At 73.2% G+C, this 15,185-nt stretch carries 15 protein-coding genes; 8 read left to right on the top strand and 7 right to left on the bottom strand.

Annotated features, from left to right (window positions below; translation table 11 throughout):
- Positions 1-91: 91 nt before the first annotated feature.
- Positions 92-844, top strand: a complete 753-nt coding sequence (locus tag ACIBR0_RS09495; protein ID WP_396713885.1) for a hypothetical protein — start codon at positions 92-94, stop codon at positions 842-844.
- A gap of 53 nt (positions 845-897) precedes the next feature.
- Here the strand turns inward: ACIBR0_RS09495 and ACIBR0_RS09490 are convergent, their stop codons facing one another.
- Positions 898-2,094 carry an acyl-CoA dehydrogenase family protein gene (locus ACIBR0_RS09490; protein WP_396713883.1) on the bottom strand — a complete coding sequence of 399 codons (1,197 nt, stop codon included), beginning with the start codon at positions 2,092-2,094 and terminating at the stop codon, positions 898-900.
- A gap of 177 nt (positions 2,095-2,271) precedes the next feature.
- Here ACIBR0_RS09490 and ACIBR0_RS09485 point away from each other — a divergent pair, with 177 nt between their 5' ends.
- Complete coding sequence (locus ACIBR0_RS09485) at positions 2,272-2,781, top strand: DUF4190 domain-containing protein (protein ID WP_396713881.1); 510 nt, start codon at positions 2,272-2,274, stop codon at positions 2,779-2,781.
- A 3-nt stretch (positions 2,782-2,784) separates the two neighbouring features.
- Here ACIBR0_RS09485 and ACIBR0_RS09480 read toward each other — a convergent pair whose 3' ends face one another.
- Positions 2,785-3,600: an SDR family NAD(P)-dependent oxidoreductase gene (locus ACIBR0_RS09480; protein ID WP_357028771.1), complete on the bottom strand. Its 816-nt coding sequence runs from the start codon at positions 3,598-3,600 to the stop codon at positions 2,785-2,787.
- A gap of 120 nt (positions 3,601-3,720) precedes the next feature.
- Between ACIBR0_RS09480 and ACIBR0_RS09475 the strand changes: the two genes are divergently transcribed.
- Complete coding sequence (locus ACIBR0_RS09475) at positions 3,721-4,284, top strand: DUF4190 domain-containing protein (RefSeq protein ID WP_396713879.1); 564 nt, start codon at positions 3,721-3,723, stop codon at positions 4,282-4,284.
- A 55-nt stretch (positions 4,285-4,339) separates the two neighbouring features.
- On the opposite strand, the gene ACIBR0_RS09470 is transcribed toward ACIBR0_RS09475, so the two are convergent.
- On the bottom strand, positions 4,340-5,296 hold the full coding sequence (locus ACIBR0_RS09470) for a CoA ester lyase (protein WP_357028765.1): 957 nt from the start codon (positions 5,294-5,296) through the stop codon (positions 4,340-4,342).
- 129 nt (positions 5,297-5,425) lie between these two features.
- On the opposite strand from ACIBR0_RS09470, the gene ACIBR0_RS09465 reads away from it, so the two are divergent.
- The gene (locus ACIBR0_RS09465; RefSeq protein ID WP_396713877.1) at positions 5,426-6,250 is read left to right on the top strand and encodes an SDR family NAD(P)-dependent oxidoreductase; all 825 of its coding nucleotides are present in this window, start codon (positions 5,426-5,428) and stop codon (positions 6,248-6,250) included.
- 4 nt (positions 6,251-6,254) lie between these two features.
- Here the strand turns inward: ACIBR0_RS09465 and ACIBR0_RS09460 are convergent, their stop codons facing one another.
- On the bottom strand, positions 6,255-8,423 hold the full coding sequence (locus ACIBR0_RS09460) for an APC family permease (RefSeq protein ID WP_396713875.1): 2,169 nt from the start codon (positions 8,421-8,423) through the stop codon (positions 6,255-6,257).
- Positions 8,424-8,568: 145 nt separating this feature from the next.
- Positions 8,569-9,528: a DMT family transporter gene (locus ACIBR0_RS09455; RefSeq protein ID WP_396713873.1), complete on the bottom strand. Its 960-nt coding sequence runs from the start codon at positions 9,526-9,528 to the stop codon at positions 8,569-8,571.
- Between the two features lie 103 nt (positions 9,529-9,631).
- Between ACIBR0_RS09455 and ACIBR0_RS09450 the strand changes: the two genes are divergently transcribed.
- The gene (locus tag ACIBR0_RS09450; RefSeq protein WP_396713871.1) at positions 9,632-10,357 is read left to right on the top strand and encodes an HAD family hydrolase; all 726 of its coding nucleotides are present in this window, start codon (positions 9,632-9,634) and stop codon (positions 10,355-10,357) included.
- Between the two features lie 61 nt (positions 10,358-10,418).
- Here ACIBR0_RS09450 and ACIBR0_RS09445 read toward each other — a convergent pair whose 3' ends face one another.
- Together ACIBR0_RS09445 and ACIBR0_RS09440 are read right to left on the bottom strand one after the other, a co-directional pair.
- Positions 10,419-10,937 carry a hypothetical protein gene (locus tag ACIBR0_RS09445; protein ID WP_396713869.1) on the bottom strand — a complete coding sequence of 173 codons (519 nt, stop codon included), beginning with the start codon at positions 10,935-10,937 and terminating at the stop codon, positions 10,419-10,421.
- A gap of 14 nt (positions 10,938-10,951) precedes the next feature.
- Complete coding sequence (locus ACIBR0_RS09440; protein WP_396713867.1) at positions 10,952-11,821, bottom strand: PhzF family phenazine biosynthesis protein; 870 nt, start codon at positions 11,819-11,821, stop codon at positions 10,952-10,954.
- Between the two features lie 33 nt (positions 11,822-11,854).
- On the opposite strand from ACIBR0_RS09440, the gene ACIBR0_RS09435 reads away from it, so the two are divergent.
- The 3 genes from ACIBR0_RS09435 (at position 11,855) to ACIBR0_RS09425 (ending at position 15,049) form a co-directional block, all read left to right on the top strand.
- Positions 11,855-13,141, top strand: a complete 1,287-nt coding sequence (locus ACIBR0_RS09435; protein WP_357028744.1) for a magnesium transporter MgtE N-terminal domain-containing protein — start codon at positions 11,855-11,857, stop codon at positions 13,139-13,141.
- The gene (locus ACIBR0_RS09430) at positions 13,134-13,745 is read left to right on the top strand and encodes a DUF1003 domain-containing protein (RefSeq protein ID WP_396713864.1); all 612 of its coding nucleotides are present in this window, start codon (positions 13,134-13,136) and stop codon (positions 13,743-13,745) included. The genes ACIBR0_RS09435 and ACIBR0_RS09430 overlap by 8 nt, the downstream gene beginning before the upstream one ends.
- 155 nt (positions 13,746-13,900) lie before the next feature.
- A complete protein-coding gene (locus ACIBR0_RS09425; protein WP_396713862.1) occupies positions 13,901-15,049 on the top strand; it encodes an Mrp/NBP35 family ATP-binding protein in 1,149 nt (382 codons plus the stop codon).
- The last annotated feature ends 136 nt before the right edge of the window (positions 15,050-15,185 follow it).

Below are 15,185 nucleotides of genomic sequence, written 5' to 3'. Positions count from 1 at the left end.
GGGTTTGCGTCAGGTCTCAGGTGGAACCCGGCGCAAACCCCTTGATCAAGGGTGCGGGTGGACGGTGGTCGTGGTCTTCTAGTCTGCGGGCATGCGGGGAGTGTGGTTGCCCAGGGCCGGGGACGGGCTGTGGGCGCGGCGGGTGATCGCGCTGACGGCGGGGGCGGGTGTCGCGGCTCTGGTGGGCACCGGCCTGCTTCAGGTGCCGCCGTCCGATCAGTACGACCTCGCCTTCCCGATCTGGCTGCTCGCCGGCGCACGTCTGCTGTCGACGCGGTGGTGGCCCCGGCGCGACGGTCGCCTGGTGTGGCGGGTGCGCGTCGCGGGCCGGGACGGGGTCGAGTCGGGCCTGGTGGCCCGGCGGTCCATCGCCGGTTGGGTCGACCTGGTCGGGGGCGCGATCATGGCGGCAGCCCTGGGCGCGGGGCTGATCAGCACCCTCGCCGCGGAGCCGACCTGGGCGCGGGTCGTCCGGGGGGCGCTCGTGGCCGGGGTCGCGGTGGGCATCGGGTGGGTGGCCCACGAGGAGGTGCGGTTCACCGGACGGCTGGCGCTCACCGCCAGCGGCGTCCGGCACGGTCGCCGGGTGTACGGCTGGACGGCCATCGACCGCGCCACTCCGCATCGACACAACAGACGGGTCGACGGCGTGCGGCTGCGCCCCGTGGTGTGGGAGTCGCTCGAGCCGGCGCCCGTGGTGGGCGGACGGGACACGGCCGTGCCCGAGGATCGGCTGGTCGCCGCGATCGAGCACTACCGGAGGAGACCGGAGGTGCTCGGGGTCGGCCTGCCGGTCAGCGCTCCGGAACCCGCCGTGCCGGAGCCGACCGAGGGTGTGCGTTAAGAAGGGACCCCTCCTCTACCGGAGGCGTTAAGAAGGGGCCCTTCCTTGCACCGTCAGAGCTTGTATTCCTTGAGGAGGCCGCGGGAGATGATGGTCTTCTGGATCTCCGAGGTGCCCTCGCCGATGAGCAGGAACGGGGCCTCCCGCATGAGGCGCTCGATCTCGTACTCCTTGGAGTAGCCGTAGCCGCCGTGGATGCGGAACGCCTCCTGGACGACCTCGGCGCAGTACTCGGAGGCGAGCAGCTTCGCCATGCCGGCCTCGACGTCGTTGCGCTGGCCGGCGTCCTTGAGCCGGGCGGCGTTGACCATGAGGGCGTGCGCCGCCTCGATCCTGGTGCCCATCTCGGCGAGCTTGAAGGCGATCGCCTGGTGCTTGGCGAGGGGCTGGCCGAAGGTGCGCCGCTGCTGGGCGTACGCGACGGCGAGCTCGAAGGCGCGGATGGAGATGCCGCAGGCGCGGGCGGCGACGTTGACCCGGCCGACCTCGATGCCGTCCATCATCTGGTAGAAGCCGCGGCCGACCTTGTCCTCGCCGCCGAGCACGGCGGAGGCGGGAACGGTCACGCCGTCGAGGACCATCTCGGTGGTCTCGACGCCCTTGTAGCCCATCTTGTCGATCTTGCCGGGGATGGTCAGGCCGGGGGCGGTCTCGCCGAAGCCGGGCTCCTTCTCCAGCAGGAAGGTGCTCATGTTGCCGTAGACCGAGTCGGCCCCGGTGTCGGTCTTGACCAGGGTGGCGACCACCGAGGAGTAGGCCCCGTTGGTCAGCCACATCTTCTGGCCGTTGAGGACGTAGTTGTCGCCGTCTCGGACGGCCTTCGACTTGATCGCCGAGACGTCGGAGCCGCACTCCGGCTCAGACATCGAGAACGCGCCCCGGACCTCGCCGGTGGCCATCCTCGGCAGCAGGCGGGCCTTCTGCTCGGCGGAGCCGTGCTGGGAGACCAGGTACGCCACGATGAAGTGGGTGTTGACGATGCCGGAGATCGACATCCAGCCCCGGGACAGCTCCTCGACCACCAGGGCGTACGTCAGCAGGGACTCGCCCAGCCCGCCGTACTCCTCGTCGATGGTGAGACCGAACAGCCCCATCTCCTTCATCCCCTCGAGGATGTCGGCCGGGTACTCGTCCGCATGCTCCAGCCTCTGGGCGTGCGGGATGATCTCCTTGTCCGCGAACTCCCGGACGGTTTCCAGGATCGACCGCTGCACATCGGTCAGGCCGGGCGTCTGGGCGAGTCGGGCCATCTCAGCCTCCGGGGGATCGGCGCACTACTCGTGGGTAACTGAACGCTCGGTCAGTATCGACCTCACGACGGGCGAGGCCAAGGTGACCAGTCCACACAACCGCTGTGAAAAGGTTCACCGCTGGGGGTACCGTCCGGCAAGAGGACGAGTGCCCCCACCGGCAGGAGGACCAGTCGCGTGAGCCAGCCACCGCAGCCGCCGGGTCCGTCGGACCCGGACCGGACGCCGTCGCCCTGGGAGCAGCCCGCCGCCGGTCCCGAGCCGCCGACCTACGGGCAGCAGCCCGGCCAGGACCCGTACGGCCAGCAGCCCGCGTACGGGCAGCCCTCGTACGAGCATCCCGGCGAGCAGCCGCACGGGCAGCAGTGGGGTCACCAGCCCCCGTACACCCCGCAGCCGCCGTACGGCCAGTACGGCCCGCCGTCCGGCCCGGGCCAGCGACCCGGCGGCGGTATGAACGTGCTCGCGATCCTCTCGCTGGTGTTCGCCTTCGTCTTCGCCCCGGCCGGCATCGTCCTGGGCCACCTCGCCAAGCGGCAGATCCGCACCACCGGCGAGGACGGCGACCAGCTCGCCACCTGGGGCCTGATCCTCAGCTACGTCTTCACCGGGCTCGGCCTGCTGCTCTGCTGCGGCTGGATCGCGCTGGCCACCCTCGCCGGCAACGACGGGATGACGGGGTACTGACGGTCAGCGGAACTGGGCCTCGCGGACGCTGTTGCCCCCGTCCACCACGAGCATCTGGCCGGTGATGTACGACGCGGCGGGCGAACAGAGGAACGTGATGGCCGACGCCACCTCGTCCGGGGTCCCCGGTCGGCCGACCGGCGTGCCGAGGCCCTGCTTGATCTCCGCCATGGTGGACGCCGCCGTGTAGATGGTGCCCGGGGCCACCGCGTTGACGGTCACCCCGTCGGCCACCATCTCCATGGCCAGCGCCCGGGTGAGCCCGACCACACCCGCCTTGGCCGCCGCGTACGCCGCCTCGGTGGGCAGCGCGTTGACCGGCCCGGCGGTGGCCGCGAGGTTCACGATCCGGCCCCAGCCGCGCTCCGCCATGCCGCCGATGAACGCCCGGCTGCACAGGAAGGCGGTGGTCAGGTTCCGGTCGATCTCGCCGCGCCACTCGTCGTAACTCAGCTGGGCGACCGGGCGCAGCACCTCCGGGCTCGCCCGGCTGGCCAGCCCGGCGTTGTTGACCAACACCTCCACGTCACCGAGCTGCTCGGCGACCGCATCGGCGAGCGCGCCCACCTCCGACTCGTCGGTGAGGTCGGCGACGAAGCCGGTCACCCCCAGCTCGCCCGCCCGCTCGTGGATCCGGCGGGTGGTGGAGACGATGGCGACCCGGGCGCCCAGGTCGGCGAGCCGCCGGGCGGTCGCGTACCCGATGCCGTCCGGGCTGCCCGCACCGGTCACCAGGGCGACCTTCCCGTCGAGCCGCATGGTCACCGGCTCGGGGAGTGCCCGGCCGGAGGTGTCCGTGGCCCGCGCGTCATTCGCCATGCCAGGATCCTGCCCCCTCACCGTGGTCCGGGCAACGCGGCACCCGGTACGGGGATCTCCAAGTTTGGGCGCGGATGGCTACCCTGACGGCGCGCATCCCCAGCCGATGGAGAACAGACGATGACATACCCCCCGCCGTCCGGCGGTTGGTCCGACCCCTCGTGGTCGGGTCAGCAGTCCGGCCCTCCGGCCGATCCGACCCTCGCTGCCGGCAGCCCGATCCCCGCCCAGCCCGGTGGTGACCCGTACGCCCCTGCCAACCCGTACGTCGGGGCGCCGCAGCCCACCGACCCGTACGCCGCGCCGCACCTCGGCGGTCCGCACGCGGACGTGCACAAGGGCGCCGACCCGTACGCGGGCGGCTACCCGCCGCCGCCCTACGGCGTTCACGGCTACGGCTACGCCCCGCAGCAGAAGACCAACGGGCTGGCCATCGCCGCGCTCGTGCTGGCCCTGGTCGGCGTCGGGTCCTGCATCACCGCCCCGATCGGGGCGATCCTGGGTCACGTCGCGCGCAAGCAGATCCAGCAGACCGGTGAGGCCGGCGAGGGCATGGCGAAGGCCGCCATCATCGTCGGCTGGATCCTCACCGGGCTCCTCGGCCTGCTCATCGCCTTCTACGTCGTGGTCGCCGTCATCGCGGTCACGTCCGACGGTGGCAGCAGCAGCAGTAACAACTGGTGAGACGCGTCGTGCCGCCCCGGCCGGGCCGGGGCGGCACGATCCGGTACGGGCGGCGCTACTCGGCCGGCGGGGTGAACGTCGACGTCCGGGTCATCCCGGCCGCGCGACCCTTGGCCGCGATCACCAGCGCCATCTTGCGGGACGCCTCGTCGATCATCTCGTCGCCGAGCATCACCGCGCCCAGCTTCCCGCCGGCCTCCGAGGTGTAGTGCTCGTACGCGTCGAGGATCAGCTCGGCGTGGTCGTAGTCGGCCTGCGCCGGCTGGTACACCTCGTTGGCGGCGTCGATCTGGCCCGGGTGCAGCACCCACTTGCCGTCGAAGCCGAGCGCCGCCGACCGCTTGGCGACCTCGCGGAACGCGTCCACGTCGCGGATCTGCAGGAACGGGCCGTCGATGGCCTGCTTGTCGTGCATGCGGGCGGCCATGAGGATGCGCATCAGGATGTAGTGGTACGGGTCGCCCGGGTAGTCCGGGATCAGCGCGCCCACCACCAGCGACTTCATGTTGATCGAGGCCATGAAGTCGGCCGGGCCGAAGATGATCGTCTCCACCCGGGGCGACGCGGCGGCGATCGCGTCCACGTTGACCAGGCCGGCGGCGTTCTCGATCTGCGCCTCGATGCCGATCCGGCCGACCTCCAGGCCGAGGGTCTTCTCCAACTGGGTCAGCGTCATGTCCAGCCACTGCACCTGGGCGGCGTTCTGCACCTTCGGCAGCATGATGCAGTCGAGGTTCGCGCCCGCGCCCTCCACGACCTCGATGACGTCCCGGTAGGTCCACGGTGTGGTGAGGTCGTTGACCCGTACGACGCGGGTCTTGCCCGCCCAGTCGCCCTCGTTGAGAGTCGCCACGATGTTCTTGCGGGCGTCCGGCTTGGCCAGCGGCGCGACCGCGTCCTCCAGGTCGAGGAAGACCTGGTCGGCGGGCAGGCCCTGGGCCTTGCCGAGCATCTTGACGCTGGAACCCGGTACCGCGAGGCAGGACCGGCGGGGGCGACCGACTGCGGCCATGGATGCGCTCCTTCCAGCGTCCGGCGGACACGCCGACGCCAGCTGACGGACGTTTGCGGAAACTTAACGATCCCAAAGGGCGTTGTGACGCCACGGTAACCTCGTGCCGTGACCGGGGTGAATGGACCTGTGGAAGATCTCACTGAGCGTCGACTGGTGGTGGTGACCGGGGCCAGCTCCGGCATCGGCCTGGCGGCCGCCGTCGACCTGGCGTGCCGCGGCGACCAGGTGGTACTGGTCGGGCGTGACCCGGCCCGCCTCCAGGCGGCGGCGGAGCAGGTGCGGGAGGCCGCCGGGGAACGCCCGGAGCTGTTCCGGGCCGACTTCGCGGTCCTCGACGACGTACGGCGGCTGGCCGAACTGCTGCGGTCCGCGTACGACCGGATCGACGTGCTGGCCAACAACGCCGGGGCGATCGTGCTCCAGCCGATCACCACGGTGGACGGCTTCGAGCTGTCGATCCAGGCCAACCACCTGGCGCCGTTCCTGCTGACCAACCTGCTGCGGGACCGGATCGGGCGGATGGTCGTCACCGCCTCCGGCGCACACCGCAGCGGCACCCTCGACCCGGACGACCTGAACGCACCGCTGGGCCGGTACCGGCCGATGAACGCCTACGGCACCAGCAAGCAGGCGAACATCCTGTTCACCGCCGAGGCGGCCCGGCGCTGGCCCGGGATCCCCGCGTACTCCTTCCACCCCGGGGTGGTGCGGACCCGGTTCGGCAACGACAGCCGCCTGGTCGCCATCGGCATGCGGTTCCTGCCGTTCCGCAGCCCGGAAAAGGGCGCGGAGACGCTGGTGTGGCTCGCCAACCAGGACCCGTCCCGGCTCCAGACCGGCGGCTACTACGCGGACCGCCGGGTGCGCCGGCCGCTGCCGAAGGCGGCCGACCCGCAGCTCGCGGCGCGGCTCTGGGCGGCCAGCGCGAAGGCCGTCGGCATCGACGCCTGACCCGCTACTCGGTCAGGTGCACCGGGACGCTGGTGACGACCACCCCGGGCAGCGGCCGGAGCGCGGCGCGCAGCCGCTTCTCGGTGCGGCTGTGCAGGGGCCGGTGCCAGCGGCGGCGCACCATCACCTCGGGCACCACCACGGTCAGCACCAGGTCCGCCCGCCCGGCGTGCAGCGCCTCCAGGTAGTGCGCCAGCGGCCCGATCACCGCCCGGTACGGCGACACGATCGTCTCCAGCCGCACGTGGTCGCCCCACGCCCGCCACTGCTCCCGGAACCGGTCCGCCTCCGGTTCCTCCGGTGCGATGTGCACGGCCAGCGTCGGCTGGCTGAGTGAGGCCGCGTACGCCAGGCCGCGCAGCGACGCCCGGTTCAGCCGGGCGACCGGCACGACGACCAGGTGGCGTACCTCCTGGGGCAGTTCCTGCACCTCGGACGCGGCGGCGCCGGACGGCCCGGCGTCCGACGGTGGGCGCAGCGCGAGCGACCGGTGCAGGATGCGGTAGTGCCGGTGGATGGCGCGGAAGAGCAGGACCAGCAGCGGTACGGCGACGACCACCACCCACGCGCCCTCGGTGAACTTGCTGACCCCCGCCGTGACCAGCACCAGTCCGGACAGCGTCGCGCCGACGGCGTTCAGGGTCGCCCGTCGCCGCCAGCCCGGCCCCCGGTGGCGACGCCAGTGCACGACCATGCCAGCCTGCGACAGCGTGAAGGCGAGGAACACGCCCACCGCGTAGAGCGGGATCAGCGCCTCGGTGTGCCCGCGGAACGCGACCAGGATCACGGCGGCGGCCACGGCGAGCGCGAGCAGGCCGTTGCTGAAGGCCAGCCGGTCGCCCATGTGCAGGAACCGGCGGGGGGCGTGCCCGTCGCGGGCCATGAAGAAGAGCAGCCGGGGGAAGCCGTTGAAGGCGGTGTTCGCGGCGAGCAGGAGGATGGTCGCGGTGGCCGCCTGGACGAGCCCGTACCACGGGCCGCTCGGGAAGGTCACCCGGGCCAGTTGGGACAGCATCGTCTCGTCGGACGCCGGCACCAGCCCGGCCTGGTGGAACAGCAGGGTCAGACCCGCGAAGAGCACCACGAGCATGCCGATCATCCAGGTCAGCGTGGTGCGCGCGTTGCGCCACTCCGGCGTCCGGAAGGCGGTCACCGCGTTGGAGACGGCCTCGATGCCGGTCATCGACACCGCGCCGGAGGAGAACGCCCGCAACACCAGCAGCAGCGACAGGCCCTCGACCGCCGGCACCGGATCCGGCGGCACGGGCGTGAAACCCCGGGCCGCCGCCTGGAAGCCGCCGGCCAGCAGCAGCGCGACGACCGCGACCACGAAGGCGTACGTGGGCAGCACGAACAGGTTGCCGGCGACGCGTACGCCCCGGAGGTTGCCGGCGAGCAGCAGCGCGATCACCAGGACGCCGAGCGGCACGGCCAGCGGCGTCAGCGCCGGCAGCGCCGAGGTGACCGCCTGCACGCCGGCCGCGACGGACACCGCCACCGTCAGGACGTAGTCCAGGATCAGGCCGGCCGCGGCGACCAGGCCGGCCCGGGGACCGAGGTTGTCCCCGGCCACGATGTAGGAGCCGGCGCCGTGCGGGTACGCCGCGATGGTCTGGCGGTACGAGGCGCCGACCGCGACCATCAGCACCGCCAACCCGACGGCGAGCGGCAGGGACAGCCCGAGCGCCCCGCTGCCGGCGAGCACCAGCACGGCGAGCATGGCCTCCGGTCCGTACGCCACCGAGCTGAGCAGGTCCGAGGAGAGCACCGGCAGGGCGACCGTCTTGCGCATCCGCTCGTAGAGCACGGCGGCGCTGCTCAGCGGCGGCCCGAACAACGCCCGCCGGAGTCGGGTGACCGACCGGCCGAAGCGGCTGCCGGGGACGTTGGCCGGTTCGGCGGCGACCAGCTCGTCCGGCTTTTCCACCCGGAACATGGCGATCGGCGCGAGCCGCCCGAACCGGGTCGGCGCCGGTCGTTCCCCGTGCCGGCGCAACGTCGGGTCGACCGGCAGGGCGTCGGTACGCGACGCGCCGCCCCGCCACGCCTCCCCGATCCGGCGCAGCGCGCCCAACTCGTCCGGGCGCAGCGGCGGGAACTCGGCCGACGGCGTGACGACGGTGCCGCGCTCGGCACCACCCTCGTGCCCGTCCGCCCGGTCGTCCCCCGTCACGATCCCCCGCCCACTGTCCGCGTTCCCGCTTCCTCCCCTCGCACTTTCACGGAAAGCGGCCGTGTCGGCGGTCGAATGGCCACTCTTTCCGTGAACGTGCGGCTCTTCGCGGGCGGCGGCTCTTCGGTGGGCGGTGGGCCGCGGATCAGTCGCGCAGCGGGGCGGTGTCGGCCGGGACGGCGGTGGACACCGGCGGGACACGACGGGCCGCCCGGCCGCCGAGCACCACCACGGCGACGCCCGCCAGGAGCAGCGCCAGGCCGGGCAGGGCGAGCGGACGCGGCAGCTGGTCGAGCCACACCCAGCCGATCAGGGCGGCCCCCGGCGCCTCCAGCAGGATCAGGACGCTGATCGTGACGGCCGAGACGCGCCGCAGCGCGTAGTTGAACATGGAATGACCGAGCAGTTGGGCACCGACCACCAGGGCCAGCACGGCCGCCCAGGTGCCGGCGTCGAAGCCGGTCAGCGGCACCCGGCCGACCAGGCAGACCACGAGCAGCAGCAGCGCGCACACCCCGTAGCAGATGGTGGTGTACGTGGCCGTACTGATCGTGGCCCGGGCCCGCTCCCCCAGCGCCGAGTAGACCGCCGCGAACATGCCGCCCACGATCGCGAGCAGGTCACCGGCGAAGGCCCGGCCGGAGACCGCGAAGTCCGCGCCGGTGGCCAGGACGGCACCGACCACCGCCACACCGACACCGGCCCACACCGCGACGGGCAGCCGGCGTCCCTGGGCGCGGGCGATCAGTCCCTGCCAGACCGGCTGGGTGGCGCCCAGGGCCGTCGCGGCGGCGACAGACGTGAGCTGGGCGCTCGGCATCCACGTGGCGAAGTGCGCGGCCAGCGCCACGCCGGACAGGACGCAGAAGAGGCCCTCCCGCCGCCCGGCACCCACGGTCAGCGCGCGGAACTCGGCCCGCCGTCGGGCCAGCGAGAACGGGCCGAGCACGGCGGCCGAGAGCATGTTGCGCCAGAACGCCACGGCCAGGGCGGGTGCCGCGGCGAACGCGATCAGCGGTGCGGACGACGACACGGCGGCGACGGCGAGGACGAGCGCCCCGGTGGTCACCGGGTCGAGGGGCGGGCGGTGCGCGGCGGAGGACACGGGGAGCAATCCTCACACGTTCGAGCCACCACGCAACGTCAATGCTCCGTTACGATCACGATCGTCCCGCCGGCGACACCCTCGACCGCCCGGAGGCGCTCCCATGCCCACGTACCAGGCGGTGCTGTTCGACTTCTTCGGCACGCTGACCCGCTCCGTCCAGCGCGGCGCCGCCCACTCCGGCACCGCCGACCTGCTCGGCTGCCCCCGCGACGCCTTCATCGACGTGCTCGACCGCACCTTCTACCAGCGCGCCAGCGGGCGGCTGGGCGACGCCGAGGCCACCATGCGCTGGGTCTGCGACCAGGCCGGCGTCCACCCCTCCGACGAGGCGGTGCGCTGCGCGGTCGCCGCCCGCCACCGCGCCGTACGCGCCGACACCCGACTGCGCGACGAGGCGGTGCCCACGCTGGCCGCGCTACGCGCACGGGCCGTACGGACCGGGATCGTCAGCGACTGCACCCACGAGCTGCCGGCGTTCCTGCCGCAGTTGCCGATCGCGCCGCTGGTCGACGTACGGGTGTTCTCCGTCCAGGTGGGCCGCTGCAAGCCCGACCCCGCGCTCTACCTGACGGCGTGCCACCGGCTCGGGGTGGCGCCGGTGGACTGCCTGTTCGTCGGCGACGGCGGCAGCCAGGAGCTGACCGGGGCGCAGCGCACCGGGATGACGGCGGTCCGGCTGGCCGCACCGGACCTCGCCGGTCACATGGTGTTCAACGCCGACGACTCCTGGCACGGGCCGGTCCTGCACTCGCTCGCCGAGGTGGTCGGCCTGGTCGACGGCACGGCGACCCTCACCGACGCGGCGGTGCCGGCCGGCGCCACCTGACCGGCACGCCCCGGTCACGGCACCGCGCCCGACCCGGCGTCGGGCCGGCGTACCGCGCCGGTCAGCGACGGCGGACGCGGTGCAGGCGGAAGGGCTTGCGGGTGGCGCGCACGACCGGCGTCTCCCGGGGCACCTCGGCCAGTGACTCCGCCGGGAGCGCCGCCCCGGCGAGCGGGTCACCGGCCGGGGTGAGCTGGTTCAGCGCACACCCGTCGGCCGCCCACCGCGCCACCAGGTCGGCCGCCGTACCGCGGGCGTTCAGCCGCTTGGCGGCGACCAGCGGGGCGGTGGTGTCCCAGTGCTCGGTGCCCGGGGCCAGCCGGGTCACCCGGGCGGGCCAGGTGACGATCCGGCCGCCGTGGTCGCCGCGCAGGGTCACCTGCGCCTCCGTCGCGTCGGCCAGCCCCGGCGCGGACTGCTCGCCCGGCCCGCTGACCACGAACAGCGCCCCCTCCAGCGGGACGCACCACAGCCCGTACGCCGGGCCGCCGGGAACGTTCACCCAGGCCACGGCCGCCTTCTTCAGTGCCTCGTCGACCAGGGGTGTGCTGCGGGGATCCACTCCGGCATCCTCCCCCATCGCGGCCGGTCCTGTCAGCCGACGAACGGCGGCACCATGATCTCGCCGCGCGCCACCGGGACCACCTGACCCGCGACCGTCGCGCCGACGGCCTGGCCGCCCGCCGCGGTCACCGTGCACGACAGCGACGACGGCCGGCCCATCTCGACACCCTGCCGGACGGTGTACGCCGCGTGCCCGTCGCCCGGCAGCAGACCGCTGGCCACCAGCCACACACCCAGCCCGAGCGCCGCCGAGCCGGTCGCCGGGTCCTCCGGAACGCCGAGCCCCGGCACGAAGACACGGGCGTGCGCGGTTTGCGCGGTGGCGTCCCAGGAGAAGACGCTGACGTGCTCCACCCCGTACCGCTCCGCCGCCGCCGCGTTCATCCGGGCGCGGGCCACCGCGTCCGGACGCACCGGCAGGTACGGGAACTCCAGCCCGCAGCCGGCCACCCGGGGCGCGGGACCGGCGTGGTCGGCGGCGGTGAGTCCCGCCATCTCCAGCAGCGGCTCCGGATCCAGCTCCGGTCCGAGCGTGGGGGTGCCGCCGGTGAGGGTCGCCCCGGTCGGGGTCACCTCGATCGGCAGGACGCCGGCGACGCACTCCTGGGTGACCTGCCCCACACCGAACAGGCCCCGCCGGGCGGCGGTGAAGGCCGCACCGACACTCGGGTGCCCGGCGAACGGGATCTCGGCGGCGGGGGTGAAGATGCGGGCCCGGTAGGTGGCGCCAACCTGGGTGGCCGGGAGCACGAAGACCGTCTCGGAAAGGTTGAACTCCACCGCGAGCGCCTGCATCTGGTCGGTTGCCAGTGCTTCGGCACCGAACACCACCGCCAGGGGGTTGCCCGCGAAGGGGCGGTCGGTGAAGACGTCCACGATCTCGTAGGCCAAGGTCGACATGTTGATAAACACTAGGCGCTTAGGCTGGTGCCCGTGAGTACGCCGACCCGGGTCTACATCGCCCGCCTCGCCGGAGTCGCCGTGTTCGACCCCAACGGCGACCAGGTGGGGCGGGTCCGTGACGCGGTGGCGCGGCTGCGCTCGACCCAGCGCCCGCCGGAGGTGGTCGGCCTCGTCGCCGAGATGCCGATGCGGCGTCGGATCTTCCTCTCCATCAACCGCATCACCTCCATCGACGCCGACGCGGTGGTGCTCGGCAGCGGCACCCTCAACCTGCGGCGCTTCGAGAAGCGCCCCAACGAGCTGCTGGTGCTCCAGGAGCTGCTCGACCGGCGGGTGCAGATCGACCCGGGCGGCCAGTCCGGCGCGGTCGTCGACATCGCGATGGAGTGCAGCCGGGGCGGTGAGTGGTCGCTCAGCCGGGTGGCCGTACGCGAGCAGACCGGCCGGCTCACCCGGCGCGGCCACCTGCACCAGGTGGAGTGGGACAAGGTCCGTGGCCTGAGCGGCATCGCCACCACCCGGGGCACCGCCAACCTGCTCGCCGTCCTGGAGGACATGCGTCCCGCCGACCTGGCCAACGCGCTCCAGGACCTGCCCGACGCGCGCCGCAACGAGGTCGCGGCGGCCCTCGACGACGAGCGGCTGGCCGACGTGCTCAGCGAGCTGCCGGAGCACGACCAGGTGGAGATCCTGGTCGCGCTGGACCGGGAACGGGCCGCGGACGTGCTGGAGGAGATGGACCCGGACGACGCGGCCGACCTGCTCAACGAGCTGCCGCCGCCGGAGCAGGACGTGCTGCTCGACCTGATGGAGCCGGGCGAGGCGGACCCGGTACGCCAACTGCTGAAGTACATGCCGGGCACGGCCGGCGGCGTGATGACCTCCGAGCCGGTCATCCTGCCGCCGGACGCCACCGTCGCCGAGGCGCTGGCCCGGGTCCGGGAGGTGCAGCTCTCCCCCGCCGTGGCCGCCCAGGTCTTCGTGACGCGGGCGCCGATGACCACGCCCACCGGGCGGTACCTCGGCATGGTGCACTTCCAGCGCCTGCTCAGGGAGCCGCCGGCGGACATGCTGGGCGGCATCGTGGTCAACGACATCGACCCGTTGCGGCCGACCACCCCGCTGCCCGAGATCACCCGCCGCATGGCCACGTACGACCTGGTGGCCATGCCGGTGATCGACCGCAACAACCGGCTGGTCGGCGCCGTCACCGTGGACGACGTGCTGGACCACCTGCTGCCCCGGGACTGGCGTGACCGGGACGCCGTGACGGCGGTGTCCCCGCCCGGCGGGGCGCTGGACGGCGACGATGGCTGAGCAGCGCCGGCCACAGCGGCTCGACCAGCCGCGCGAGCCCCGACGGTTGACTCTGCCCCGGTTCGACCCGGAGGCCTTTGGTCGCTGGTCGGAGGGGATCGCCCGGGGGATGGGCACGGCGAACTTCATCGTCTACATGACGGTGGTCATCGCCGCCTGGTTCGTCTGGAACACCCTCGCTCCGGCGAACCTGCGCTTCGACCCGTACACCTTCACGTTCCTGACCTTGATCCTGTCCCTGCAGGCCAGCTACGCGGCGCCGCTGATCCTGCTCGCGCAGAACCGGCAGGCCGACCGGGACCGGGTGGCGCTGGAGGAGGACCGGCGCCGAGCCTCGATGCAGAAGGCGGACACCGAGTACCTGACCCGGGAGATCGCCGCGCTGCGCAACGCGATGGGCGAGGTGGCCACCCGGGACTTCCTCCGCTCCGAGCTGGCCCGGCTGGCCGAGGAGCTGGACGAGGCGAACCAGCGCCGGAGCCGGTTGGAACGCCGCCAGCAGGAACGGCCCGCCCAGCAGGGCGGCGACGGCCTGGACGAGCCGCGGGACGACCTGGACGGCGACTACAGCCGGGGCGGCCGGCCGGAGGGCCGGGAAGGCTGAGCGCCGCCCGTCCCAAGGGGCCGGGCGGGCGGCGTTCGTCGCGGATCGTCCCACTTCGGGACGTACGCCGTCCAGCCCTGGCCGGTCCATCGATTGGCTCACACCGGTCCCTGCTGAGCGCGGGGCACGATCGGCGCCGACGTAGCATTGCCGGCATGTCAGCACCCGTCAGCACCGTGTCCGACGCGATCCAGGCCGCGCTGGCCACCGTCAACGACCCGGAGATCCGCCGGCCCATCACCGAGCTGGGCATGGTCCGCTCCGCCGAGGTCGGCGACGACGGCGTGGTCCGGGTCGAGTTGCTGCTCACCGTGGCCGGCTGCCCGCTGAAGGACAAGCTGCGTTCCGACATCACCGCCGCCGTCGGCGCGGTGCCCGGCGTGACCGGCGTCGCGATCGAGTTCGGCGTGATGAGCCCCGAGCAGCGGCAGGAACTCCAGGCGAAGCTGCGCGGCGGCTCCGGCGCCGAGGAGCCCGTCATCCCGTTCGCCCAGCCCGGCTCCCGCACCCGCGTGTACGCGGTCGCCAGCGGCAAGGGCGGCGTCGGCAAGTCCAGCGTGACGGTCAACCTGGCTGCGGCGCTGGCCGCCCGGGGCCTCTCCGTCGGCGTGGTGGACGCGGACATCTACGGCCACTCGGTGCCCCGCATGCTGGGCGCGGACGGCCGTCCCACCCGCGTCGAGGACATGATCATGCCGCCGCAGTCGCACGGCGTGAAGGTGATCTCGATCGGCATGTTCACCGCCGGCAACGCCGCGGTGGTCTGGCGGGGCCCGATGCTGCACCGGGCGCTCCAGCAGTTCCTCGCCGACGTCTACTGGGGCGACCTCGACGTGCTCCTGCTCGACCTGCCCCCGGGCACCGGCGACGTGGCCATCTCCCTCGCCCAGCTCCTGCCGAACTCGGAGATCCTGGTCGTCACCACGCCGCAGGCCGCCGCCGCCGAGGTGGCGGAGCGGGCCGGCGCGATCGCGCTCCAGACCCACCAGCGGGTGGTCGGCGTCATCGAGAACATGTCCTGGCTGGAGCTGCCGGACGGTTCCCGGATGGAGATCTTCGGTGCCGGCGGCGGCCAGACGGTCGCGGACTCGCTGACCCAGACGATCGGCGCGCAGGTGCCGCTGCTCGGTCAGATCCCCCTCGACACCCGGGTCCGCGAGGCCGGCGACGAGGGCACCCCGATCGTGCTCGCCGAGCCGGAGTCGCCGGCCGCGAAGGCGCTGGGTCAGGTCGCCGACCGGCTCGCCCTGCGCCGCGAGTCCCTGCTCGGCAAGCCGCTGGGCCTCAAGCCCGCCGGCCGCTGACCCACTGACCGCCCCGGGTGGCCGGGCCCGCCCCGGGTGGCCGGGCCCGCCCCGGGTGGCCGGGCCCGCCCCGTCTGACGGGTCAGGGCGGCCGAATCGCAAGATCCACTCGATGTCCTTGATGTCGGGGTGTCCG

Source organism: Micromonospora sp. NPDC049497 (assembly GCF_044465805.1).
In the GTDB taxonomy this organism is placed as follows: domain Bacteria; phylum Actinomycetota; class Actinomycetes; order Mycobacteriales; family Micromonosporaceae; genus Micromonospora.
This window is presented reverse-complemented; position numbering and strand designations above follow the sequence as displayed.

What these genes read in the sequence shown, in the direction of transcription:
- ACIBR0_RS09440 (WP_396713867.1), bottom strand. Translation starts at nt 11,821, where the DNA reads ATGTCGACCTTGGCCTACGAGATCGTGGACGTCTTCACCGACCGCCCC.
- ACIBR0_RS09450 (WP_396713871.1), top strand. Translation starts at nt 9,632, where the DNA reads ATGCCCACGTACCAGGCGGTGCTGTTCGACTTCTTCGGCACGCTGACC.
- ACIBR0_RS09495 (WP_396713885.1), top strand. Translation starts at nt 92, where the DNA reads ATGCGGGGAGTGTGGTTGCCCAGGGCCGGGGACGGGCTGTGGGCGCGG.
- ACIBR0_RS09425 (WP_396713862.1), top strand. Translation starts at nt 13,901, where the DNA reads ATGTCAGCACCCGTCAGCACCGTGTCCGACGCGATCCAGGCCGCGCTG.
- ACIBR0_RS09490 (WP_396713883.1), bottom strand. Translation starts at nt 2,094, where the DNA reads ATGGCCCGACTCGCCCAGACGCCCGGCCTGACCGATGTGCAGCGGTCG.
- ACIBR0_RS09470 (WP_357028765.1), bottom strand. Translation starts at nt 5,296, where the DNA reads ATGGCCGCAGTCGGTCGCCCCCGCCGGTCCTGCCTCGCGGTACCGGGT.
- ACIBR0_RS09480 (WP_357028771.1), bottom strand. Translation starts at nt 3,600, where the DNA reads ATGGCGAATGACGCGCGGGCCACGGACACCTCCGGCCGGGCACTCCCC.
- ACIBR0_RS09445 (WP_396713869.1), bottom strand. Translation starts at nt 10,937, where the DNA reads ATGGGGGAGGATGCCGGAGTGGATCCCCGCAGCACACCCCTGGTCGAC.
- ACIBR0_RS09430 (WP_396713864.1), top strand. Translation starts at nt 13,134, where the DNA reads ATGGCTGAGCAGCGCCGGCCACAGCGGCTCGACCAGCCGCGCGAGCCC.
- ACIBR0_RS09475 (WP_396713879.1), top strand. Translation starts at nt 3,721, where the DNA reads ATGACATACCCCCCGCCGTCCGGCGGTTGGTCCGACCCCTCGTGGTCG.